Origin of the sequence: Gandjariella thermophila (genome assembly GCF_005405885.1) — a bacterium.
In the GTDB taxonomy this organism is placed as follows: domain Bacteria; phylum Actinomycetota; class Actinomycetes; order Mycobacteriales; family Pseudonocardiaceae; genus Gandjariella; species Gandjariella thermophila.
Genome location: NZ_BJFL01000052.1, coordinates 1 through 23,206 on the forward strand (window position 1 = coordinate 1; position 23,206 = coordinate 23,206).

The 23,206-nt window shown below is 71.2% G+C and carries 21 protein-coding genes and 4 pseudogenes; 19 read left to right on the plus strand and 6 right to left on the minus strand.

The window, feature by feature from the left end; all coding sequences use genetic code 11:
- Window positions 1-153, plus strand: a 153-nt coding sequence (locus FFT21_RS26305; protein ID WP_137816618.1) for an integrase core domain-containing protein, incomplete at its 5' end; no start/stop codon positions are given.
- Here the strand turns inward: FFT21_RS26305 and FFT21_RS26310 are convergent.
- Complete coding sequence (locus FFT21_RS26310) at window positions 130-768, minus strand: IS630 family transposase (RefSeq protein WP_264081679.1); 639 nt, start codon at window positions 766-768, stop codon at window positions 130-132. The two genes, FFT21_RS26305 and FFT21_RS26310, sit on opposite strands and share 24 nt — an antisense overlap.
- Window positions 762-1,109, minus strand: coding sequence for a helix-turn-helix domain-containing protein (locus FFT21_RS26315; RefSeq protein WP_137816620.1), 348 nt, complete (start codon window positions 1,107-1,109; stop codon window positions 762-764). Before FFT21_RS26315 ends, FFT21_RS26310 begins: the two co-directional genes overlap by 7 nt.
- Window positions 1,110-1,141: 32 nt before the next feature.
- Between FFT21_RS26315 and rox the strand changes: the two are divergent.
- The 3 genes and pseudogenes from rox to FFT21_RS26330 all read left to right on the plus strand — a co-directional run.
- Window positions 1,142-2,455, plus strand: a pseudogene (rox, locus tag FFT21_RS26320) (rifampin monooxygenase); the annotation flags it as partial.
- A 279-nt stretch (window positions 2,456-2,734) separates the two neighbouring features.
- Window positions 2,735-3,079 (plus strand): DivIVA domain-containing protein, encoded by a 345-nt coding sequence (locus FFT21_RS26325; protein ID WP_137816622.1) that lies wholly within the window; start codon window positions 2,735-2,737, stop codon window positions 3,077-3,079.
- A 288-nt stretch (window positions 3,080-3,367) separates the two neighbouring features.
- Window positions 3,368-3,556: pseudogene (locus FFT21_RS26330) on the plus strand (FAD-linked oxidase C-terminal domain-containing protein); the annotation flags it as partial.
- A 249-nt stretch (window positions 3,557-3,805) separates the two neighbouring features.
- On the opposite strand, the gene FFT21_RS26335 reads toward FFT21_RS26330, so the two are convergent.
- Window positions 3,806-5,371 (minus strand): penicillin-binding transpeptidase domain-containing protein, encoded by a 1,566-nt coding sequence (locus FFT21_RS26335; protein ID WP_137816624.1) that lies wholly within the window; start codon window positions 5,369-5,371, stop codon window positions 3,806-3,808.
- A 210-nt stretch (window positions 5,372-5,581) separates the two neighbouring features.
- Here FFT21_RS26335 and FFT21_RS26340 point away from each other — a divergent pair, with 210 nt between their 5' ends.
- A complete protein-coding gene (locus tag FFT21_RS26340) occupies window positions 5,582-6,406 on the plus strand; it encodes an acyltransferase (protein WP_137816625.1) in 825 nt (274 codons plus the stop codon).
- 147 nt (window positions 6,407-6,553) lie between these two features.
- Here FFT21_RS26340 and FFT21_RS30105 read toward each other — a convergent pair.
- A pseudogene (locus tag FFT21_RS30105) lies at window positions 6,554-6,703 on the minus strand (aldehyde dehydrogenase family protein); the annotation flags it as partial.
- A 200-nt stretch (window positions 6,704-6,903) separates the two neighbouring features.
- On the opposite strand from FFT21_RS30105, the gene FFT21_RS26350 reads away from it, so the two are divergent.
- The 6 genes and pseudogenes from FFT21_RS26350 (at window position 6,904) to FFT21_RS26375 (ending at window position 12,975) form a co-directional block, all read left to right on the plus strand.
- Window positions 6,904-7,701, plus strand: coding sequence for an ABC transporter ATP-binding protein (locus FFT21_RS26350; RefSeq protein ID WP_137816626.1), 798 nt, complete (start codon window positions 6,904-6,906; stop codon window positions 7,699-7,701).
- A pseudogene (locus FFT21_RS26355) lies at window positions 7,698-8,498 on the plus strand (ABC transporter ATP-binding protein); the annotation flags it as partial. The gene FFT21_RS26350 and the pseudogene FFT21_RS26355, both read left to right, overlap by 4 nt.
- A 143-nt stretch (window positions 8,499-8,641) precedes the next feature.
- Complete coding sequence (locus FFT21_RS26360; protein ID WP_137816628.1) at window positions 8,642-9,523, plus strand: branched-chain amino acid ABC transporter permease; 882 nt, start codon at window positions 8,642-8,644, stop codon at window positions 9,521-9,523.
- Window positions 9,516-10,649 carry a branched-chain amino acid ABC transporter permease gene (locus FFT21_RS26365; RefSeq protein ID WP_225978781.1) on the plus strand — a complete coding sequence of 378 codons (1,134 nt, stop codon included), beginning with the start codon at window positions 9,516-9,518 and terminating at the stop codon, window positions 10,647-10,649. Before FFT21_RS26360 ends, FFT21_RS26365 begins: the two co-directional genes overlap by 8 nt.
- A gap of 55 nt (window positions 10,650-10,704) precedes the next feature.
- Entirely contained in the window at window positions 10,705-11,955 is a 1,251-nt protein-coding gene (locus tag FFT21_RS26370; protein WP_137816629.1) for an ABC transporter substrate-binding protein, read from the plus strand.
- Between the two features lie 387 nt (window positions 11,956-12,342).
- The gene (locus FFT21_RS26375) at window positions 12,343-12,975 is read left to right on the plus strand and encodes a TetR/AcrR family transcriptional regulator (RefSeq protein ID WP_225978782.1); all 633 of its coding nucleotides are present in this window, start codon (window positions 12,343-12,345) and stop codon (window positions 12,973-12,975) included.
- Between the two features lie 10 nt (window positions 12,976-12,985).
- Here the strand turns inward: FFT21_RS26375 and FFT21_RS26380 are convergent, their stop codons facing one another.
- Entirely contained in the window at window positions 12,986-14,080 is a 1,095-nt protein-coding gene (locus tag FFT21_RS26380) for a nitronate monooxygenase (protein ID WP_137816630.1), read from the minus strand.
- Window positions 14,081-14,299: 219 nt separating this feature from the next.
- Here FFT21_RS26380 and FFT21_RS26385 point away from each other — a divergent pair, with 219 nt between their 5' ends.
- The 3 genes from FFT21_RS26385 (at window position 14,300) to FFT21_RS26395 (ending at window position 16,289) form a co-directional block, all read left to right on the plus strand.
- Window positions 14,300-14,854, plus strand: a complete 555-nt coding sequence (locus FFT21_RS26385; RefSeq protein ID WP_137816631.1) for a GNAT family N-acetyltransferase — start codon at window positions 14,300-14,302, stop codon at window positions 14,852-14,854.
- 66 nt (window positions 14,855-14,920) lie between these two features.
- Window positions 14,921-15,628: an RraA family protein gene (locus FFT21_RS26390; RefSeq protein WP_137816632.1), complete on the plus strand. Its 708-nt coding sequence runs from the start codon at window positions 14,921-14,923 to the stop codon at window positions 15,626-15,628.
- A gap of 22 nt (window positions 15,629-15,650) precedes the next feature.
- Window positions 15,651-16,289: a maleylpyruvate isomerase N-terminal domain-containing protein gene (locus tag FFT21_RS26395; protein ID WP_137816633.1), complete on the plus strand. Its 639-nt coding sequence runs from the start codon at window positions 15,651-15,653 to the stop codon at window positions 16,287-16,289.
- 269 nt (window positions 16,290-16,558) lie between these two features.
- Here FFT21_RS26395 and FFT21_RS26400 read toward each other — a convergent pair whose 3' ends face one another.
- Window positions 16,559-18,652: an ATP-binding protein gene (locus FFT21_RS26400; protein ID WP_137816634.1), complete on the minus strand. Its 2,094-nt coding sequence runs from the start codon at window positions 18,650-18,652 to the stop codon at window positions 16,559-16,561.
- Window positions 18,653-18,743: 91 nt separating this feature from the next.
- On the opposite strand from FFT21_RS26400, the gene FFT21_RS26405 reads away from it, so the two are divergent.
- The 5 genes from FFT21_RS26405 to FFT21_RS30805 form a co-directional block, all read left to right on the plus strand.
- Complete coding sequence (locus FFT21_RS26405) at window positions 18,744-19,946, plus strand: recombinase zinc ribbon domain-containing protein (RefSeq protein WP_225978783.1); 1,203 nt, start codon at window positions 18,744-18,746, stop codon at window positions 19,944-19,946.
- A gap of 470 nt (window positions 19,947-20,416) precedes the next feature.
- Window positions 20,417-21,019 (plus strand): hypothetical protein, encoded by a 603-nt coding sequence (locus FFT21_RS26410; protein WP_192909761.1) that lies wholly within the window; start codon window positions 20,417-20,419, stop codon window positions 21,017-21,019.
- Window positions 21,020-21,683: 664 nt separating this feature from the next.
- The gene (locus tag FFT21_RS29335) at window positions 21,684-22,028 is read left to right on the plus strand and encodes a hypothetical protein (protein WP_192909762.1); all 345 of its coding nucleotides are present in this window, start codon (window positions 21,684-21,686) and stop codon (window positions 22,026-22,028) included.
- Window positions 22,029-22,064: 36 nt separating this feature from the next.
- Window positions 22,065-22,988, plus strand: a complete 924-nt coding sequence (locus FFT21_RS29340; RefSeq protein WP_192909763.1) for a hypothetical protein — start codon at window positions 22,065-22,067, stop codon at window positions 22,986-22,988.
- A gap of 72 nt (window positions 22,989-23,060) precedes the next feature.
- On the plus strand, window positions 23,061-23,206 hold a 146-nt coding region (locus FFT21_RS30805; RefSeq protein ID WP_192909764.1), incomplete at its 3' end, for a helix-turn-helix domain-containing protein.

Sequence of the window (23,206 nt, forward strand, 5' to 3'; positions counted from 1 at the left end):
ACCCGCGACGAAGCCCGGCGTGAGATCTTTCGCTGGATCGAAACCTGGTACAACCGGCGGCGGCTGCACTCCGCCCTCGGCTATCTCACGCCCATCGAATGGGAGCATCACCAGCGCACAGACCGCCTGCTACCGTCCACCCAAGCCGCATAAGCCAGGCGTCCGGTCATCGGGGGGAACTCCAACGTGCCGTTTGATGTCCGCGTTGAGCAGCTCATCGTTGAGCAGCTCATCGGGGTTCAACTCGGGCGAGTAGCCGGGCATCAGGTGCAGCGCGACGCGGTCGGCGTTGGCCTGAAGCCACCGCTTGACGGCCTGGGACCGGTGGACCGGGTGCCGGTCGGCGATCACGTGAATCTTGCGCCCGGCCTGGCGGGCCAGCCGGTCGAGGAAGCCGGTGAAGACCTCGGCGGTGAAGCGGCCGGTGAACACGGTGAACCACAGCGCGCCACGCGAGGCAATCGCCGACATCACGTTGACGCGCAGCCGCTTGCCGTTGACCCGCACCACCGGCGTGCGCCCCTTGGGCGCCCACGAGCGCCCCGGCGGGGCGGTATCCGAGCGCAGCCCGCACTGGTCGGCCCAGGCCACCACCGCTCCCTCCGCCTTGGCCTGGGCTGCGATGGCCGGGTACTGCTCATCCAGCCAGGCCCGCACCTTGGCGTCCTGCTGCTGGTAGGCGCGCCGGGCCGGGCGCTGCGGGGTGAGCCCATGCCGGCGCAGCCACTTACCCACCCCGCGCGCGGTCATCGCTACGCCCGTCACCATCCGGACCAGCTCACCGACCGAGGCGCGTGTCCACATCGGGCCGCCGATGAGCAACTCCTCGGGCTGTAGTCGGCTATGGCCTGAAACAGCACAGCCCGCTCCTCCGCGCTGACCAGCTCGCGCGGCCCAGGACGGCGCGAGCGGCGCACGGCCAACGCCTCGCGGCCGCCGTCCCGGTAGGCCCGCCACCAACTGCCCACCGACCGCTGCGACACCCCGAACATCTCAGCCGTCCGCCGGTAGCCGCGTACCTTGCCGGACTCCAGCGCCGCCACCACCCGCAGCCGCAGCACCTCCAGCGCAGCGGGCGGCAGGCCACGCGCGTCCTTAATCTTGATCACGCCCTACCCAACGAGCAGGCAACCCAACCGTTCCGGCTCAATATGTCCGCGCGCTCGGGCTGCACGTGCGCAGCATCGAGGTGATGGACCAGCGCGGTCTGCTGGAGCGCTTCCTCGCGTTCGGCAAGAAGTACCCGGTTGGCGGTTTCTTCGCCGCCATTGACAAGCCTTCGCCCGACCGACTGGACACCACGTACGCGTACGTCCTCGGCATCCCGCAGACCACCACCGATCGTCTGCTGGCCGAGCGCGCCACCGAGCTCGGCGCCGAGATCCGGCGCGGCTGCGAGGTGGTCGGGCTGAGTCAGGACGAGCACGGGGTGACCGCCGAACTGGCCGACGGCACGCGGCTGCGCTCGCGCTACCTCGTCGGCTGCGACGGCGGCCGCAGCACGGTGCGCAAGCTGCTCGGGGTCGCCTTCCCCGGCGAGCCCTCCAGGGTGGACACGTTGCTCGGCGAGATGGAGGTGGACACGTCGCCGGAGAAGCTGGCCGCCGTGGTGGCCGAAGTCCGCAAGACCCAGAAGCGGTTCGGCATTGGGCCCTTCGGGGATGGGGTGTACCGCGTCGGGGTGCCCGCCGAGGGGGTGGCCCGGGACCGCACGACCCCGCCGACTCTCGACGAGTTCAAGCGGCAGCTGCGGGCGGTCGCCGGCACCGACTTCGGCGTGCACTCGCCGCGCTGGCTGTCCCGCTTCGGCGACGCCACCCGGCTGGCCGAGCGCTACCGGGTCGGCAGGGTGCTGCTGGCCGGCGACGCGGCGCACATCCACCCGCCGACGGGCGGGCAGGGCCTCAACCTCGGCGTCCAGGACGCGTTCAACCTCGGCTGGAAACTGGCCGCCGAGGTCGGTGGCTGGGCACCGGGCGGGCTGCTGGACAGCTACCACACCGAACGGCACCCGGTGGCCGCCGACGTCCTGAACAACACTCGCGCGCAGATCGAGCTGCTGTCCACCGAGCCGGGCCCCCAGGCAGTGTGCCGGCTGCTGTCGGAACTGATGGACTTCGAGGAGGTGAACCGGTACCTGATTGAGAAGATCACCGCGATCGCCGTTCGCTACGACTTCGGCGAGGGGCATGACCTGCTCGGCCGGCGGATGCGGGACGTGGGGCTGAAGCGGGGGCGCCTCTACGAGCGGATGCACGGTGGCCGGGGACTGCTGCTCGACCAGACCGGCCGGCTTTCGGTGGCGGGTTGGGCCGACCGGGTCGACCACGTCGTCGATGTCAGCGAGGAACTGGACGTGCCCGCCGTGCTGCTGCGGCCGGACGGCCACGTGGTCTGGGCCGGCGAAGACCAGGCAGATCTGCTCAGCCAGATACCCAGGTGGTTCGGCGCGCCCGTTGCGGTCGGCTCAGGCCGGCACCCCCTCGATGACCGACAGCGGTGTTTCGGGTCGAGGTTATCTTGGTGAGCCGGAAGCCGGTGCTGGCGAACAGGTCCCGGTACCGGGCGTCGGTAACGAGGCGGTCAACGGTCCGGACGTGCAAGCGGAGAGTTGATCTGGCAGCATTCGGTCGGTCGAGCTAGCTGAACACCGAACGACGGGTGGTCGGGGCCCAGCGGTTCATATCGTCCGTGTGCCGGAGTACCGGTATCCGGACCGGCCCCGGGAGGCGCGGTGACCCTTACCCCGAACCACGTGCGCAACGTCCGGTTCAGCCGGCCCAGGGCCGGCGAACTGGGCTACGACGAGCACGACGTGGACGCCTTCCTGGAACGCGTCCACGCCGCACTGACCGGACAGGACGCGCTCACCGCCGACGACGTGCGTGCCGTGAGGTTCGCCCCGGCACGGCACGGCAATGGTGGCTATTCAGCCAATGCCGTGGACGTGTTCCTCGTTGAGGTCCGGCTGACGCTGGCGCGTCGGCTCACCGGGGCGCGGGACACGGACCGGCGACGACGGGACGTCGCCTCCGCGCCCGCCGACGCCCGGCCGTCGGGAGGGCGCCACAGACGCTGAGCCATGGGCAGAGTGCTCGGTGACCGCCGTTGGGCCCGCGCCCGGCGTCACCGCGACTCCGGTTCCGTGACGGCCGGATGGCGTGTTGACTGAGCGTCCATGACGGGGCGCATCAGTGATGGGGGTGGGGGTGGGGCTGGCTGGACCAGGCGCTGAGCGATGTCGAGTGCGAGCAACTTGCCGCCGCGGTTCCGGGATCGACGGAACGCCCCATGCCGGTACCCGCTCTGGCCGCGCTCGTCCTCCCGGCGGCGCGCGTGACGAACCGAACTCGCGCAATGGGACGACGTCAAGATCGCCGCCAGCGAGATCCTGCACCGCCACCGTGCCACCATCACCCACCATCACGCCGTGGGCCGCGACCACCGCCCCTGGTACGACCGGCAACGGCCCGACGCGTTTGCCGCCGCGCTGCGCGCCGCCAAGGACTCGCTCGACCCCGCAGGGGTCCTCAACCCCGGAGTCCTCATCGACTAGCGCGGGTCAAGGCGATTCCCGCCGGCCATCGCTGTTGGCGGCCAGGGCAGCGGACGACGCAGCGCCGCGCGACCCCGTTCCGGCGGCCAGCCGACGACCCGGGCGCCGTCCTGCCATGGCACGGTCAGCACACGATGGGCGGTCTGCCGACCGGGAGGGGCCAGCCGGAACTCACCGAAGAGTGTGGACGTTTCGCGCCGGCATGCAGGGCCGCGTCCTCGATGCTCCAGCTCCGCGAACCCGGCGATGTCAGTGCAGGGCGCGGAGGAAGGCGCCGGTGACATCCACGGCCGGGGTGGAACTGTCCGCGCCCAGCAGCAGCACGGCGAAGGCCAGGTCGCCGCGGAAGCCGACGAACCAGCCGTGCGAGTGGACGCCGTCGCCGAACTGCGCGGTGCCGGTCTTCCCTGCCACGCCGGGAATGTCCTTCACGTGCGTCGCGGTGCCGTAGGCGACCACCTCACGCATCATCTGCCGCACCGCGTCGACCACCGGCTGCGGCACCGGCGGTGGGTTGGCGTCGGCCTTGGCCGGCTGGCCGCGCAGCAGGCTCGGCATGGGCATCGTGCCGTTGGCCACGGTCGCGGCGGCCAGCGCCATGCCGAACGGCGAGACGATGTCCTTGCCCTGGCCGAATCCGTCCATGGCGCGTTCGGTGCTGTCGTTGGTCGGTGGAACGCCGCCGGTGAGGGTGGTGGCCCCGGGCATGTCGAAGTCGACGCCGATGCCGAGTTGCTTGGCCGTGTTGGGCAGCGCATCCGCCGGGAGTTGGGCGGCGAGTGGGCCGAAGGTGGTGTTGCAGGAGAAGGCGAACGCCGCGTGCAGCGGGATGACGCCCTTGTCGAACTTGTCCTCGTTGGGGATCTCATGCCCGTTGACCTGGGTGGTGCCCGGGCACGGCTCAGGGGTGTCCGCGGTGGCCTTGCCCGACTCCAGCGCCGCCACCGCTGTGACGATCTTGAACGTCGAGCCGGGCGGGAAGCGGCCGCTGAACGCGATCGGACCCTGCGCGTCCGCGGGCGGGTTCTGCGCCACGGCCAGCAGCTCCCCGGTGGACGGGCGCATCGCGACGAGCACCGCCGGCTGCGGCACCGGGCCCACCGCCGCCTCGGCGGCGGCCTGCACGTTGGGGGCGATCGTCGTGGTGGCCGGCTGCACCGGTGCGGGCGGCTTGCCCGCCAGCTGGTCCACCTCGCCGCCGGCCGCGTTGACGGTGACCACGCGCCAGCCGGCCTTGGCGGCCATTTGGTCGTCCACCGCCTTGCCCACCGCGGACGCGACGACGGTGTCCGAGGGGGGCAGCGGCGCGCCGTTGGCGTCCAGCACCGGTGCCGGGGCGGGTGGCTGTACCCGCAGCGCCAGGCTCTGCTGCGCGCCGAGCTTGGGGTGTAGCACCGACGGCGCCCAGTGCACCTTCCACCCCTCGGCGTTGCGTCTCAGGTCGAAACCTCCCTGGTAGGACCAGGTCCGGCCCTTGCCGAGATCCCAGCTGGCCTGGTAGGTGGCGTTGGCCGAGCCGCCCGGATCGGGGTCGTTGACGTTGCCCAGCGTCGCGGTGACCGCGACCGGCTTGAGCGCGTCCCGCGTACGGTCCAGCAACCCCTTGGCGTTGGCCGGATCGTCGGTCGCCTGCGCCGCGCCCGCCGTGTCCCCGGCGGCCAGGGCCGTCAGGAAGGTGCGCGCGGCGCCGGCCGGGCCGGGCTTGGCGACGCCCGCCACCTTGGACTGGAACAGACCGCATCCGGCGAGGGGGACGGCAACGACGAGCGCGGCGACCGTGCCGAGGTGCCGCCGGGCCAGGTGACCACGAGCCATGTCGCGCAGTATGCCTGTGTCGCTCTCGGGCCCGCATACGGCCCGAATCCGTGCCAGGGATGAGGTAGCGGGGTCGCGGGACGACGGCACGGTCGGCCCGGTCCCGCGAGACCTCCCGCAGGTGCACTCACCGCCCAGAACGAAGGCGAGGGGAGCCGCCTTGTCCTGGGAGGGCCTGTCGGTAAAGGTGGAGCACTAATCTGAACCGCCATGGTTGTCAAAGACGCGGATGCCGGTGATCCGGGGCTGGGCGGTGGCGGCCCCGGCAGTGCCGCACGGGCCGTCACCGGCTGGCGGTCCCCCCGGACGATCATCCGCACCGCGCTCGCCGACCTGGTGAACCGGTCCTGGCGGGCGGTGCAGCGCACCGGGGTGATCACCGCGGAAACGGCGGCAGGCCGCCGTTTCGCCGCCTTCGGCAGCGGCAGCAGCGTGGCGTTCCCGACGGGAACCATATTCGGCGAGCGCTGGATCGAGATCGGCGCGGGTACGTTGATCGGCGCCCATATCACCCTGTGCGCCGGGATGGTGCCTGGGCAGGATCTCGGCGCCGACACGGTGCTGCGGATCGGCGACCGGTGCGTGATCGGCCGGGGAAGCCACGTGATCGCTCACCGGTCCATCGAGATCGGCGACGACGTGTTCATGGGGCCGTACGTGTACATCACCGACCAGAACCACAGCTACGCCGACCCGGAGGCCCCGATCGGCCGCCAGTGGCCCAGCAACACGTCCGTGTCCATCGGTCCTGGGAGCTGGCTCGGCGCCGGGGCGATCATTCTCCCCGGCGCGCGGATCGGCCGGAACGTCGTGGTCGCCGCCGGGTCGGTGGTGCGGGGCGTGGTCCCGGACCGGTGCGTGGTCGCGGGTGTGCCAGCGAAGGTCGTGCGCGAGTACGTCCCCGGCAGCGGCTGGAAACCACCAACTCGTGACGCGGCAGGCTCATGTGCCATGCGAGCGATAGACGGTCGTGACGTCGAGCAGGCCGTGGCCGAGATGGTGCACACCCTGACCCCATATGAGTCAGCCGACTGACGGGTTCTGCCGAGCCCGTGGGACTGTCTGGCCGACATCGGCCGGCCACCCGCCGAACCTGCGGTGTTCGGGCGCGTGGCCGCCGACCGCAGCAGCGCGACGGGGCCGGTCCAGGGACGCCATGCAAGTCGGCGACCTGGCCGGGCATAGGTCCTTGCCGTGCCCGGAGTGCTTGAAGCCGCCGTGGGGCATCTCGGCGACGTAGGGAATGTGCGTGTTGATCCAGACGCAGCCGAAGTCGAGTTTGGCGGACACGCGCATCGCCCTGCTGTGGTCGCGGGTCCACACTGAAGCGGCGCGCGGCCGTGGCAGGGATTCCGATATCGGCCCCGTCGACGGCGCGCCGGTGCGGACGTCGGGAAGTATCGAAATGGCTCCGATTCCTGGATTCCACCTGGCCGGGCATCTATGGTGCGACACACCCGCGCGGCCGGGAGCCGGGCGCGGGGAGGCGTCCTGCCGTCACCGGCGACGGCGGACAGCCGGAGCGGAGGCGCATGCTCAGCGTGAGGCAGGTGTCGGTTCGCTACGGGAGATCCGTCCGGGCGCTGCAGGACGTGACATTCGAGGTGCCCGACGGGCAGATTGTCGCCGTGCTCGGCAGCAACGGCGCTGGGAAGTCGACCCTGCTCCGGGCGATCTCCGGGACGTTGCGGTTGCACCGCGGGGCGTTGACCGGCGGCCAGGTGGTGCACGACGGCACCCGGATCGACCGGATGGACCCCGCCGCGATCGTCCGCCGCGGCGTGGTCCAGGTGCCGGAGGGCCGGCAGATCTTCACTCGGATGACCGTGGAGGAGAACCTACGGGCCGGCGGGCTTGTCACGCCGGCGAAGCGCAGGGCCGCCGCCCGAGATCGGGTGTTCGCGTTGTTCCCGCAGCTCGCCGAGCGGGCCAAGCAGTCCGGCGCGGTGTTGTCCGGCGGCGAACAGCAGATGCTGGCGATCGGCCGGGCGCTGATGTGCGAGCCGCGGGTGCTGTTGCTGGACGAGCCGTCGCTCGGCTTGGCGCCGCAACTGGTGTCCCGGATCGCTGGCATCATCACCGAGATCAACGACGGCGGCACGGCCGTCGTGCTCGTCGAGCAGAACGCGACGATGGCACTGCGCGTCGCGCATCGCGCGGTCGCGCTGGAGGTCGGCGAGCTGCGGTTGTCCGGCACCGCCGACGAACTCGCCCGGTCCGACGACGTGCAGCGGCTGTACCTGGGCGGGCACGCGGAGAGCGAGGCGGAGGCCGCCGCGGCCGCCGAACACCGGCCCCGGCGACCGCGGCTGCGGGTGTGGTCCGGATGAGTGGTCAGACCACCGGCCGGACCCCGGGACGCCGCGACGTCCGGCCGTTGCGGGTGTCCGAGGTGACCGTTCGCTTCGGCGGGCTCGTCGCCGTGAACAGGGTGAGCTTCACCGTCGAGCCGGGTTCCATCCACGCGCTGATCGGTCCGAACGGTGCGGGGAAGTCGACCTGTTTCAACGCCATCTCCGGGGTGTGCCGGATCAGCTCCGGCCGGATCACTCTCGGCGATGTCGACCTGGGCCGGACGCCGCCGCACCGGATCGCCGCGCTCGGTGTGGGCAGGGCGTTCCAGAACCTGGCGCTGTCGCCGACGTCGACGGTGTTCGACAACGTGATGCTCGGACGGCACGCGCTCACCGGCGGCGGGTTCCTCGGGCACGGTCTGCGCGCGCCGTGGCTGCGGCGCGCGGCGCGACGGCACGCGGACCGGGTCGCCGAGATCTGCGATTTCCTCGGCGTGGCCCGGTATCTGCACACCCCCGCGGGGGTGCTGCCCTACGGCGACCAGAAGCGGGTGGACATTGCGCGTGCGCTCGCCGTGGAGCCCACGCTGCTGATGCTGGACGAGCCGGCCGCGGGGATGAACGCCAGCGAGACGGCGGAGATGGCCGCGCTGATCCAGGACGTGCGCGACGAGCTCGGCGTGTCGGTTCTGTTCGTGGAGCACGACATGGGGCTGGTGATGGGGATCGCCGACCGGGTCACGGTGCTCGACTTCGGTCGGTTGATCGCCGACGACGTGCCGTCGGTGGTGCAACGCGCCCCGGAGGTGATCGCCGCCTACCTGGGTGTCGACGACGGCCAGGGGCAGCCGGCCGTCAAGACGCGCGCCGGGGGCGGTTTCCCGGGCACCGGTGGCGGGAACGGCGACCCGGCGACCAGCCCCCGGCCCGGCCGCGACGGCCGCGCGGAGCCGGATTCGAGGGAGGCGATGGGGTAGTGCAGACCTTCCTGCAGGTGCTGATCAACGGAACCGGCAAGGGCGCGATTTTCGCGCTGCTCGCCCTCGGATTTGTGATCATTTTCAAGGCGACCGAGGTGGTGAACTTCGCGCACGGCTCGCTGGCGCTGGCCGGCGGCTACGTCGTGGCGGTCCTCAAGCCGATGGTCGGCTGGTGGTCGGCCGCGGCGGCCGGGATCACCGCGGCCGCGGTGCTGGCCCTGGTGATCGAACGACTCCTGCTCGCCCGGGCCCGGAACGCGAGTGACACGAGCCTGGCGATCCTGACCATCGGCGTCGACGTGCTGGTGCTTACCGAGGTGGTCCGCCGGCTGGGCACCGAGGCGTCGCCGTTCCTCGGTGACCCCTACGACGTCAAGCCACTCACCCTGGGCGACGTGACGGTCGGGCGTTCCGAGGTGGTGGCGCTCGCCGTCAGCGTCGTGCTGATCACTGCGTTTTTCGCGGCGTTCCGATTTTCCCCCTGGGGCGTGGCGATGCGGGCGCAGTCGGAGAACCGCGAAGCCGCCGCGTTGATGGGCATCCGCAGCAGTCGGGTCACCGCGAGCGCCTGGGCGGTCGGCGGCGCGCTCGCCGGGATCGCCGTGCTCTTCCTCGCCACCCAGGACTTCTCCGGTGGCGGGCTGTCTCAGGCGACGCACGGGGTCGCCCTCGCGGCGTTCCCGGCGGCGATCATCGGTGGACTCACCTCGCCGGGCGGCGCGGTGCTCGGCGGCTTCGTGGTCGGCCTGACCGAGGCGATGACCGCCCAGTACGTCGATCTCGACTTCGCCAAGGTCGCGGTCTACCTGGTGATGCTGCTGGTCCTCGTCGTCCGCCCGTCCGGACTGTTCGGGAGGGTGGTGCAGGCGCGTGTCTGACTCGAACCGCGCGGCCGGCGACATGGTGCCGGGCGACGGCCGCTGGTGGCGGATCGGTCGTGTCGCCGGTGCCGCACTGCTGATCGTCGTGCTGCTGGCGCTGCCGTTGTACCTGCCCGGCGAGTGGCTGAAGGTCGGCACCTGGATGATGACCGGGGCGGTGGGCGCGCTCGGGCTGACCCTGCTCACCGGGCAGGCCGGGCAACTCTCGCTCGCGCACGGGTTCTTCCTGCTGGTCGGGGCCGTGTCGTACGCGGTGCTGTCCGGGCCGGCCGGTGACCCGACCTACATCGGGTTCGGGCTGCCGCCGGTCGTCGGACTGCTCGGCGCGGTGCTGATCTCCGGGCTCGCCGGTGCGGCCTTCGCCCCGGTCAGCGGGCGGCTGCGCGGGATCTACCTCGGTGTGGCGTCGCTGGCGCTGGTGTTCCTCGGGTTCTGGCTCGGCCGGGCGTTGCCCGCGGTCGCCGGGAGCACCTCGAGTGGGCGGTTGCCGCAGCCGTTCTCGATCTTCGGGCTGAGCGTCGATGTCTCGCGGCAGCTGTCGTCCCTGTCGGTGTTCGGTGTCCCGCTGGGCCGCGACGAGCGGACTTGGTACCTGTACCTGCTGCTGACCGCGATCGCGTATCTACTGGCCCAGGGCGCGGTCAGCGGGCGGCCGGGGCGGGCCTGGCGGGCGGTCCGGGACAACGAGACGGCCGCGACCGTCCTCGGCGTTTCGGTGGTGCGGGTCAAGGCCGGGGTGTTCGCGATCTCTTCCGCCTATGCCGGGCTCGCCGGGGTGATGACCGCCTGGTGGACCGGGATCATGAAACCGGACGAATCAGAGGTGGCCGGCAGCTACGGCGTCACCGTGTCCATCGCCTTCCTCGCCATGATCGTCGTCGGCGGGCTGGGGTCGCTGCCGGGGGCGGTGCTCGGCGCCGCCCTGGTGTTCGGGCTGCCGGTGGCGCTGCCGTTGCTCACCCAGAGCGCGTCGGCGGACATCGGCAGCGGTACGGCGTTCTCCCCGATCGTGATCACGAACTTCGCCTACGGCGCCCTGATCGTGTTGATCATCCTGTTCGAACCGAGCGGAATGGCCGGCCTGGGCAGACGGCTACTCGGCCCGGCCCGCGCCCGCACGTGACCTCGATTCGCTGCGGCGGTCCCGCTCTGTTCGGTCCCAGCGAGAGGAAAACACCATGCAGACAGCACAGCGCGCACTTCTCACGGCCGCGGTCGCGGCGACGCTGGTCCTGACCGGCTGCAGTTCGAAGGCCGTCAACAACTCGTCCGGCGGCGGATCAGCGGTCAAGACCGACGTCGGAGTGACTGACCAGACGATCACGCTCGGCGTGCTGACCGACGCCTCCGGCGTGTTCAAGAACCTCGGCCTGGGCATCACACACGGCAACGAGATCTGGGCCGACGAGGTGAACCGGGCGGGCGGCATCTGCGGCCGCAAGATCGCACTGGTGCAGAAGGACCACGGCTACGCCGCGGACAAGGCGATTCCGTTGTACGGGCAGGTGAAGGACAACGTGCTGGGCTTGGCGCAACTCCTCGGTTCGCCGATCCTGGCCGCGCTGAAGAAGCAGATCACCGACGACAAGATGGTCTCGGTGCCGGCCTCGTGGGCGTCCACCAACCTGGACACCCCGTCGGTACTGATGGTCGGCGCCACCTACGACGTCGAGATGCTCAACGGCTTCTCCTTCATGCAGGAGCAGGGATTCGTGCACGACGGCGACAGGGTCGGGCACATCTACGTCGATTCGGAATACGGCAAGAACGGGCTCGCCGGGAGCAAGGCATACGGCGCGGCGCACAACCTGACCGTGGTCGAGGCGAAGGTGACCGCGACCGACACCGACATGACCGCGGCGATCACCAGCCTGAAGAGCCAGGGTGTGAAGGCGATCGCCCTGACCACCACGCCGAAGCAGACCGCCTCGGCGCTCACCCAGGCGAAGGCACAGGGCATTGACGTGCCGTTCATCGGCAACAACCCGACCTTCGACCCGGTGCTGCTGTCAACCCCGGCGAAGGACTCCTTCGACAAGTTCTACTTCGTCAACGGCGTCGTGCCGTTCTCGGCGGATCTGCCGGCGGCGAAGGACCTCGCGGCGAAGTACGCCGCGAAGTACACCGACACGCCGAACGTCGGCGTCGACTTCGGCTACGCCTCGGGCCTCGTCTGGCAGAGCGTGCTGACCACCGCGTGCAACGACAAGGACCTGACCCGGCAGGGCGTGTTGAACGCGGTCGCGAAGACGAAGGTGGACACCAAGGAACTCGCCGGTGAGCTGGACTTCTCCAAGCCGGGCCAGCCATCCAGCCGGAAGAGCTACATCGCGCAGGCGGATGCGACGGTCCCGGGCGGCATGAAGTACGTCAAGCAGCTGTTCGAGAGCCCCGAGGCGGCCTCGTACCGCACGCCGTTCCAGCACTGACCCGTGCCGCTCGCGCCCGGCCGCGCCTGGCGATCCCGCCGCGGCCGGCGCTGGTTGACGCGCGCGCCGGACCCCCCATGACCGGCCTGGTGCCCACCTGGCCGAATGGTCCATCCATGGTGGACGGTCGTCGCCGTGGTACCGGCGGACGGCGTGGAGGCGACCACCCGTTCTGCGAGCGGGCAGGGCGGGTCGAGCTGCACGCCGACTTCGACGTTGGGCACGTCGTCGCGGTAGAGCATGATGTTGCGGCAGCCGTGGTGAGTCCCGGTCGCGCGCATGTACCGGCCCACACCTCGCCGAGAAGCTGTCCCCACAGGCGGATCTTGTTCGGGACGCTTCGGTGACATGGTTCAGGAGGGTTGCCGAGCTATCATGCCAAGCATCATGTCGAGCAAACCCGGCACCGGTACCACTCGGACGATTTCGGTCCGGGAGCGGATGGTGCGCAGCGCCGCCGACCTCATCCGCACCAAGGGCGTCTCGGGCACGAGCCTGCGTGAGGTGGTGGCGCATGCGGACGCCCCACGTGGATCGCTGCAACACTACTTCCCCGGCGGCAAGGACCAACTCGTCACGGAGGCGCTGCTGTGGATGGGGGCCGTGGCGGGCCGGCGCGTGTTCCGCTTCGCCGACCGGCTCGACGAACCGACCCCCGGCCGGCTGCTGGTGGCGATGGTCGAGGACTGGCGCACGCTGTTTCGGGCCGCCGGCTACGCGGCGGGATGCCCGCTGGTGGCCGCGGCCGCCGACGTCGCGGCCACCAGTGACGAGCTCCGAGCGGTGATCAGTCGGGCGTTCGACGGCTGGCAGGATCCGCTGGCCTCCGCGTTGATCGAGATGGGTGTGCCGGCGGCGCGGGCCACGTCGCTGGCGATGCTGATGATCAGTGCGGTGGAGGGGGCGGTCGTGCTGGCCCGGGCCCGCCGCGACCTCGCTCCGCTGGACGCGGTGGCGCAGGAGCTGGCGCCGATGTTGGACGCCGCGGTCGGCGGTCCTCGACGGCGCCGGCAGCGCTGACCCTGTGGCGTCAGCCGGGTTCACCGGGCCGGCCCGGCGGGTTGGGCAGCGGGCGCGCGAGGCGGTTGGCCGCGGCCGCCAGCGCCGCGCGGGCTTCCCGGGCCAGGTTGGCGACGACGTCCGCGGCTGGCGCCTCGGGGGCGAGTGCGTGGGTCTGGCCCGCCCACAGGTTGACCAGGTCCGGATCGCCTGCGGTGCGGCCGGCCTGCCGTAGCGGCGCGGTGAGGTGGTGCACCTCGGGGTAGGCCGCCGGGGCGGCGGCGCCGTGCTCGTCAATGAACCGGTTGCGGATTCCCCGGGCGAGGCGGCCGGTGAACGCCCGGGTCGTCGTCGTGGGCGTGTCGCCGACCAGCGCCTCGCGGTGCACCGGCGCGGTGCCGGCCTCGGGACAGCGCAGGAAGGCCGTGCCCAGCTGGGCCGCGGCGGCCCCGCCGGCGAGCACCGCGGCCACTCCTGCGCCGGTGCTGATTCCCCCGGCGGCCACCAGCGGCACGGCGACCGCACGGCGGACGAGTTGCAGCAGGGACAGCACGGTGACGGCGTCAACACCGTCGTGTGCCGGATCGTCCACAAACGACGCCCGGTGCCCACCGGCCTCGGTGCCCTGGACTATCAAAGCGTCAACACCGGCACGGACCGCTGTTTCGGCCTCCCTCACGGAGGTCACCGTCACCCACACCTCGCTGCCCGCCCGGTGCAGGCGCGCCACCACCTCGGCGGGCGGGCAGCCGAAGGTGAAGGACACCACGGGGACGGGCTCGCCGGCCAGCAGGTCGAGCTTGGCCGCCCATTCGTCGTCCTCGAAGCGCGGTTCGCCAAGGTGCGCGCCGGCCTGGGCGGCCTCCCGGGCGAGGTGCGCGGCGTAGCGGGCGACCGGCTCGCCGGCCGTCGGCCGGCCGGGCACGAAGACGTTCACGCCGATCGGCGCGTCAGTGAGCGCCTGGGTCTCGGCGACGCGCCGCCGCGCGGCCTCGGCGGAGAGGTAACCGGCGGCGAGGAAGCCCAGTCCCCCGGCGTTACTCACCGCCGCGGTGAGCCGCGGCGTGGACGGTCCGCCGGCGAGCGGCGCCAGCACGACCGGAACCGCGAGTTCGTCGAGGACCATCAGCCACCCCGTTTCTCCCGATGGACGCGACGGCCAGTCGTGACCGCCCGCCCATGACATCTGTCATATTCGCGACCATCGTCAGCCCGGCTGCCTGTCATCGTCAAGGGAGCCGCTGGCGCTCTCTCGCCACTTCAACGCCCGGACGTCGGTGGACAAGCGGCACTATGACATCCGTCATAGTGCGTCCGACTGGCGAGCGGAGTAGACCGTTGTGCCATGACGACCGTCATAATTGCCTGGGCTCGAGACACCGAACCCTCGGTGCTGCGCGTCCGGGAGTTGACCGGCGGCGCGGCGGACTGGGGGTCGATCAGCGCGCTGGTGCGGTCCTGCTCCCCGGCCACGTTGCGGGCCCGGTTCTTTCTCCCGCAGAGCCCGGACCCCGACGACGTCCTCCGGCGCTCCCGCCGGTACCTGCTGGCGGGGCCGCCGGACGGGGTGGCGCTGCTGGCCAGTGTGGGTGCACGGCCGGTCGGGCTGCTCAATCTGGTGGCCGAGCGGGACGGCCTGGCCGAGGTGGCGGTGCTGGTCGCCGACACGTGGCGGCACCACGGCGTGGGAACTTACCTCGCCGACACGGTGCGCGCGCTCGGGCGCTGGCAGGGCTGGACGGTGCGGGCGTCTGTCCAGGCGGCCAACCGGTCCGCGCTCGCGCTGCTACGGCACCACCGCGCCGGCGCCACCCGTTTCCGGGGCATCAGCCTCGGCGAGTACGAGTTCGCGACGGTGATCGCGCCGCCGGCGGATCGTGCCGACCGGCGTGCGGGCTGAGCCGAGGGGTATCCGCCTGGCGACTTCGGGACCGCGCGGCCGGCGTGCGGAGGAGGGACGGAACCTGTGGAAGAGCAGGAGCTTCGGCGGCGGTTCGCAGCGTTGACCACCGCGCATCTGGCGGACGCGTGCCTGCGGGCCCGGGTCCCGGTGCGCTGCGCACCGGCCGGACTGTGCGCAGTGGTGCCGGGTTCCCGGGTTGCCGGACAGGTGTGCCCGGCCCGTCATGTCGGCAGCGTGGACATCTTCCTGGAGGCATTCGAGACAGCGGCCCCCGGCGGCGTGCTGGTGGTCGACAACGGCGGGCGGCTGGACGAGGCGTGCGTCGGCGACCTCGTAGTGCTCGAGGCGCGGGCCGCCGGGCTGGACGGCGTGGTCATCTGGGGACTGCACCGCGACACCGGGGACATCCGCGCGATCGGGTTGCCGGTGTTCAGCCTCGGCGCCATCCCAACCGGCCCGCAGCGCCTGGACCCGCGCCCACCGGACGCGACCGCGTGCGCGACCGTCGGCGACTGGACGGTGAGCCGCGCCGACCTGGTGCTCGGCGACGACGACGGCGTGCTCTTCCTCCCGGCGAACCGGGCCGGCGACCTGTTCGCCCTCGCCGAGCGGATCCGAGACACCGAGCGGCGGCAGGCCGAGCGGATCCGCACCGGCGTCTCGCTGCGCGCGCAGCTCCGCTTCGGCGACTACCTGGCCGGCCGCGAGCGCACGCCGTCGCTGACCTTCCGCGAACATCTGCGCGCCGTGGGCGGCGCCATCGAGGAATGACAGCAACGAGGAGGACCGGGACATGACCGCCGTCCGGGACGACTTCCTGGCCACCGCCCGCGCGGCCACGGCGCTGCTGCGCGATCAGGCGGTCGCGGGGGCGTGGCATCGGCCGAGCGCCCTGCCGAAGTTCGGCGTGGCCGGCCTCGCCGGCCACCTCGCCTACCAGATCCTGGTCGTTCGCGACGCGCTGGCCGCACCGGTGCCATCGGAACCGACCGTCCCGCTGCTGGAGCACTATCGTCGGGTGCGGTGGATCGGCGCCGGCGTCGACGACGAGTTCAACGTGCGGATCCGCCGCGATGGCGAACGGATCGCGGCGGGCGGGCCCGAGGCGCTGGCCCCGCGGGTCCACGCGACCGTGGCGCACCTGGCCGCCGAGCTCGCCACGACGCCGGAGCGCGCGGTGCGCATCCCGCTGTGGGGACCGTGGTCGTTGATCCTGGACGACCTGCTGGCTAGCCGCATGATGGAACTCGCGGTGCACGCGGACGACCTGGCGGTCAGCGTGGGCGTTGCGACACCGGCGCTGCCCGAGGGCGCGGTCGACACGGTGGTCGGCCTGCTGGCCCGTCTCGCCGTGCGCCGCCACGGCGCGAGCGGGGTACTGCGGGCACTCAGCCGCGCCGAGCGCGCCCCGGCCACCGTTGCCGCCTTCTGATGCCCCGCGGGCGCGCGACAGCGGCGCGCAGGGTCCGAAGTGGACACGGGGCGGAAGATGGCGACGCTAGCTAGGGCCGTGTTCGGGATCGGCGCGTCGGTGTTCGTGCCCACCTATGCTGCACGCGCTGGGCGGCTACGACCACTCGGCCCGGCCACCCGTGGCCGTGCTGGGCGACTACCTGGCGGACCGATCGCTGCTGCTGGTCTCAACGTCAACGGCACCATGGCCGAGCTCGCCCACTGACGGAACATCGACTCGACGGCCGCTCAGGCGGCGGGATATCGGGCGTAGGCCAGCGCCTCGTCGAGGGACAGGCTGGCGCCTTCGGCGAAGGCGGCCGCGAACTCGGCCTCACCGAGGGCTTGGCGCACCCCCTGGTCACACCGGGCGTGGGACGCGGCCAGGTGCGGGTGGTTGTCCGGCGAGGCTCCGGCGGTCCGCCAGACGGTGTGCGCGGCGCCGAGCAGCGTCGCGGCCCGCACGGGCCGCTCGTCGGCGGCGGTCCAGGCCAGCATCTCCAGGCAGTGCGCCATGCCCCAGGAGTTGCCGAGCGCATGCGAGGGGTGGCTAATGCCCTGGCGGAGCAGGCTCTCCGCCCCGCGCCGGTCGCCGGCCAACCACTTGGCCAGGCCGAGCGCCCACAGGGCGTACGAGGTGGACACGCGCGCGTCGCGCATCCGGGCCAGGGCCAGGCATTCCCGGCCGAAGGCCAGCGCGCGTTCGGTCTGCCCGAGCGTGGCGCTGACCAGGGTCAGATGCAGCAGGTCGGTCCATACCCCGTCCCGGTCGTGCAGGTCGCGGTGACGATCGAGGGCGTCCTCGAGCAGCGGCACGGACAGACCGGCATCCTCGCCGCAGAAGACGGCCAGCCCGCGCGTGCGCAGCGCGTGGGCCTGTGCGTGCGCGTCACCGAGCTGTTCGGCCAGCGCCAGGGACTCCGCCGCCTGGGCCTCGGCGGCGGGCGTCTCGCCGTGCAGTAGGGCCAGCCAGGCGCTGATCCACAGTGCGTTCGCCCGTGCCGTGCTGGGCTCCGGATTGATCTCCAGCATGCGGTTCAGCCAGTAGCGACCCTCGCCGATCCAGCCGGAGAGGATCCAGTAGCGCCAGAGGGTGATGGCGACGTCGAGTCCGGCCCGGGCCTGGCCCGGCTCGTGCAGGCAGAACTCCATGGCCGCGCGCAGGTTCGGGTACTCCTGCCGCAGGTCGGTGAGCGCGTCCGGCTGGTTGGCCATCAGCCAGCGCTTGCCCGCCCCGGTCGCCAGCGCGCGGAAGTGGTCCCGGTGCCTGATCTGCACGGCCACCCGGTGACCGGACTCCACCAGCCGCTGCCAGCCGTACTGGTGGATGGCGTCCAACATCCGGTACCGCACCCGAGCCCCGCCCTCGGCGCGGCTGAGGACCGACTTCTCCACCAACGCCACGACCAGGTCCAGCACGTCGTCGCGGGCGAGTCCCTCGCCGGAGCAGACGGCCTCCGCGGTGTCCAGGTCGAACCCTCCGGAGAACACCGACGCCTTCGCCCACAGCGCCTGCTCCTGCGGCGAGCAGAGCCCGAAGCTCCACTCGATCGTGGTCTGCAGGGTCTGCAGCCGAGGTATCGCCACCTGGCTGGCTCCGGCCAGCATGCCGAAGTAGTCGTTGAGCTGGCTGAGGATGCGCTCCGGCGGCAGGGCCCGCACGCGCAGGGCGGCGAGTTCGATGCCCAGCGGGATGCCGTCGAGACGGTGGCACAGGCGAGCGATCCACCCGCGGTTGCCGGCGTGGACGCGGAAGCCGGGCAGGGCGGCGGTGGCCCGCTGCGCGAACAGCCGCACCGCGTCGGACCGGGCCGCGGCGGTCGTCGCCTGCCGCGGATCCGGCGCCGGCAGCGGCGGCACCTCCAGCAGGCACTCGCCGGGTGCGCGCAGGGCCTCCCGGCTGGTCGCCAGGATGCGCACCTCCCGCGCGGTGCGCAGCAGCCGGTCGGCCAGCACCGAACACGCGTCGACCATGTGCTCACAGCAGTCCAGCACCAGCAGGAGCTGCTTGTCCTCCAGGTAGTCCAGCAGCGAGTCGGCCAGTGGTCGCGGCGACTGGTCGTGCACGCCGAGAGCGTCGGCGACCGCCTGGATCAGCAGTTGGTCCTCCGGCAGCGCGGCCAGCTCGACGAGCCACACGCCGTCCCGGAACGCCTCCCGCACCTGCGCCACCACCCGCAGCGCGAGCCGCGTCTTGCCGATCCCCGCGGCGCCGGTCAGGGTCACCAGCCGATGCCGGCGCAACAGCCGCCTGGCCTCGGCCACCTCGCGTCGCCGACCAACGAAGCTCGTCGTCTCGGCCGGAAGGTTGCCCACCTGCGAGCGGACCGCAGTGCTGGCCACGCCATCACGTTATGTTCACCCGCCGGGCGGGACAACCGGAGCCGGGCATGTCGGGTCACCGCGCCCCGCGAACGCCGATCGGGGCGTCGCGGTGGCCTTCATCTCGGGTTCTGGCGAGTTCCACGCAGCGCTGTCAGGGCTGGTGGCCTCCGGGGTCGTCTTTCAGTTTCCACGGGCGGTGACTCGCCGCGAAGGGCGCCGTGCTGACCGGGGTCATGGTGTCCGCCGGCGAGGCAGGGGACGGAGCCGCTCACGGGTCGGGCAGCTGAGGGAGGTTCAGACGGGCGGCGATGCCGTCCAGCAGGCAGTCAAGGCCGAACTCGAAACGGGCGTCCTCGTCATCTCTAACGGCTATGCGTTCTTCGGTCGGTGGAACAAGCAAGAAACGCTCTTGGACCCCGACGACGTGGCGGCCGGGCACGTGACGCGATTCCGGCGGTCGAATCCCGATCGGATTGTGCGATCCCGACGGCCGGCGCACCCGGCCATCGTCTCGGTCGAGGACTTCACCCAGGCGCAGTTGATGCGCCGGTCGAAGTCGGCCGGAGGACTCCGCACGGCGCGCAAGACCGAGCGCGGCGGGCGGCCGACGACGCGGGCGTACCTGTTCCGGGGCCGAATTCGGTGCGCGGTGTGCGGACGCAAGATGGAGGCGAGCCCACGGAAGCACGGCATGTACTACCGGTGCCCGGCGCGCACGCTGGCGCCTGGCTCGCCGGTGCTGGAGACGCACCCGCCGGCCGTCTATCTCCGGGAGGACCTGATCCGGGACGCGGTGAACGGCTGGCTCGCGAAGGTGTTCGCTCGGGAGAACGTCGATGCCACGGTGGCGGCGCTGGTGGCTTCGCAGCACGGGCGCGGCGAGCCGGACGGGCGGGAGCGGGCGAAGAAGCGCCTCACGGATGCTGAGGCACGGCTACGCCGGTTCCAGGACGCCATCGCGGCGGGTGTCGACCCGGCGGCGCTGGTCGACTCGATCAACCAGGCGCAGGCGGAGCGGGCCGCCGCGCAGGCCGAGGTGAGGAACGCGCCGGCGCCGAACGTGATCAGCGACGCAGAGGTCTACGCCAGGATCGATTCGCTTCCCGATGATGTCGGCGCGGCCGTCTCCAGCGCGCGGCCGGATCGGCTGGCGACCCTCTACATGGTCGTTGACCTGCAAGTACGGTACGTACCGGCCGAGCATGTGGCCGATGTGTCGATCCGGCCGCTGGGCCGGGTGAATAGTGCGTGTGTCCGAGGAGCGAGTTGCACGTTAACCACACGCCTCCGCCTGCCTGATCTGAGCTGGTGAGCCGTCCCGCGCGATCCGGATGGCTGTCCCGGCCGTCCCGGCGGATCGTCCTCGGGACAGGTTGTCGGGACAGGCAAATACGCGCTCCAGCCTGCGGGAACGCTCACGCAAGCGGCATGGGACAGGGCGCCGAGAGGGCGTCCCATCCGTCCCGGAACCGGCGGTTCTCGGTGCTTCCCAAGACACCGGCCGGTGGGACGGGACAGGTGCGAGGGCGACTGCTCCGGGCCGGCCTGTGACGGGGCCGCATCTGCACGGGATTCTGTGACGCAATCCGTGACGTTCAGGTACGATCACCAGTGTGTCACAGAAGACGTCACGAAATTGAGGTCGTGATGATGATGGTGTGTCCTGGCTGTGGTGAGCCGCTGCCCGAGCGCCCCAGCGGGCGAGGGAGGCCGGCCCGGTACCACGGGGCCGCCTGTCGGCAACGAGCGCGCCGGGCGCGCCTCGCCACTGATCCCAGCCGCGTGGAGTTGCTTGCCGTGGCCGAGCGCGCCGAGCGGGCGGCCGGTGCGCTTCGGCGAGCGGTCACCGCCAGTGGCGACATTGACACCGCTGTCCAGGACTTGTTGGCAGCGGCTGCGGCGCTGACCGCGCTGCACGAGCCTGCACCGGACGAAGCAACGCCGGACACGCGAGCGCGGGTCACGAAACCGATCACGGAAGAGGCAGGCCAACCGACGCTCGTCGTTCCGGCGGCCGAGCCGGAAGATCATCCGATGCCGGAGGCGGACCAGCTCGGCAAGCTGGTCACGAAAAAGGTCACGAAAAGCAGGACTCGCCCGCCGCCGGTACGGGCGACGAGCCCGACGCCGATCGATGTCGATGTCGACACGGTTCGCCTCGAACGGTCGTCCGACTACAACATCACTGGTACTTGGCGGGTGCTGGCGGGAACGGAGGATGATCCGCTGGTGCTGGGCTTCCTGCGTCGCGAAGGGATATACCGCAAGTGGGTTGCCCGCACGGTCACTGCGGTGAAGGTCAGCGGACACAAACCCACCCGGCGAGAAGCGCTCATGGCCCTCCTGCTCCACCACCAGCAGGCCGCACAGGGGGTCGGAAGGTGACTCAGTTGACGGCGAGACAAGAGGACACGACGGGCCGCCGAGCGTGTTCCGTGGGGGGTTAATGAGCACGTGTCAGTCCAGGACCGATCGACGGTGGGCGAACGGCCGGTAGTCAGCTACCGCGCGTTGAGCTGATCCGGCCGGGCCTGCGGTATGCGCAAGAGGCAGAGTTCGCAGGGCATGCCCATTGGGCGGGGGAGTAGTTCGGCCTGGCCGGGGGCGAACTCTGTGCCGCACAAGGCGACGAGTCGCGCAGGCATGGCGCTTTCAACCGGCGCGGGGATGATGTGGCACCCGCGAGCGCGCTCGCCGACGACGCCCGCGCGGAAGCGGACCAGGAGCAGCGGTGTGGATTGGTCAGGCATCGGTGCCGCCCCGGTCACGCTCGGAAGACGCAGAACCGCTGCGGCTCGCTGTGGGGAGTGGGGGCCGGCCGTCCCGCGTCGGAGGCGCGGAGGATGGCGGGACGGCCGGCGGCTTGGAGCGGCGGCGGAGGACTCGGGCGAGTAGGCCATGGCGACCGTGACGCGCGGGAGTCATGCGCTGGTCGAGATCGCGCATCGTCGCCCGCGCGCGGACAAATGCGACGCAGCTCGGGCACGGCGGGCATGGAGGGCAGATCAGCGGCGCCGGGACGAACTGCGTCCCGCATACCGCTTCCCAGGTGGCGGTGTCGCTGGTGATTCCGGTGGCCATGGCTGTGTCGGTGACCGCGTGGTCGGTGCCGTCCAGTACGCAGGTCACCCACATCACGCTGACGCCGGCAGGCGCGCTGCTCGGCTTGGTCACGGCCCATCACCTCCGCCTGGTGTGCGGCCGGGGCCGAGGGGTGGAGGCGACTCGGCCCCGGCCGCGAGGGGTGGCCCGGCGAGAACGGCGGAGGGGCGCGGTACCGCCGTCGCGATCGCCGGACAGCCTGACGACCGCCCGATCTGCGATCCGTGCCAGACTTGAAATCATGCTGTCGTCAGCTTCGGATCAGCGGAACGACCTCGACGCGACAGGCTGACGACATGGCACCCGTAGCGCGGACGGGAGGGCATCGATGCGTGTGGCTCGGACGGTCCTTGAGCAGAAGATCAAGGAGCGGCGCCAGACACTCGAAGAGTTCGCGGAGTACGCGGAGACGTTCGCCCGCGAGCACGACGAGCCCGGCACGCTGAGCGTCCGCCACCTCCAGCGGCTGATCGCAGGCCACGGCCCGAAGGGGCGTCCCCTTGGTCCGCTGCGCCCGGCCACGGCGCGACTGCTCGAACGCATCTTTGGGCTCAGCGTTGACGAGCTCCTCGCCCCGGCGGTGGACAGCACCTCGGTCGCCGAGTTGCCGAGCCAGCGGACACGCGGCTCCGGCCGGGTAGATTCCGTAGCTCGGCACGGCGGAAAGGATGCGCTGCCGGGCAAGCAACTCCAAATCGCTGGCATGACGCCGGTCAACGGAGACCATTCGATCGATCTGGCGGTTTGCTGCGCGTGGCTGGATGAGCACGCTGGATGGTTGCCTGACACGAGCCGGCGAAAGGTGATGTCACGGCTGGCAAGATTGAACACGGGTGAACTGCTCGACCAGCGTTCCAGCCGGATGCGGACGAGTCGCAGTCAGGTCGCGTGCGCCCTGTCGGACTACTACGGCCGCGGATGCTCCAATTATGTTGTTTACGGTGCTCGATGCCAGGGTGAAATGATCAGGACCAGCATTGCTGCGCGTCCTGAATGGCTTGATTTGGCCTGTCAGCTTGGCACCGATGCCGACCGATTGACCTTGGTAGGGAAGCCGCTGGGCGCCGGCATCACCGTTGAGGATGCCGGCGCGAGGGCCGCAGTCGAGCGGATCATCGAGATTGCCACCCTTGGGGTGCGGGTGGCCAACGTACCGCTCTACCGGCTTTTGAGCGTTGATGCGAAGCGTGACTCCATAACTGGCACGGTCGGTGTGGCGCCCTTTGTCGAGTACGCGGGCGGGGTCATATGATCAGTGCACCACGTGCTTGGTAAGATCATAGCATTCATTTAACGGGCCTGCCGGAAAGGAACTATTGTCGCAGTGCGGGGTGTCGAACTGCGCCCGGACGAGCGAGAAATCATTTCTCGTGAGCTGGCGAAGGGGCAATCGTACCGGGCGATCGGGCGACTGCTGAAGTGGGATCATTCGGTTGTTTCTCGAGAGGTCAGCAGAAACGGTGGTCGGTC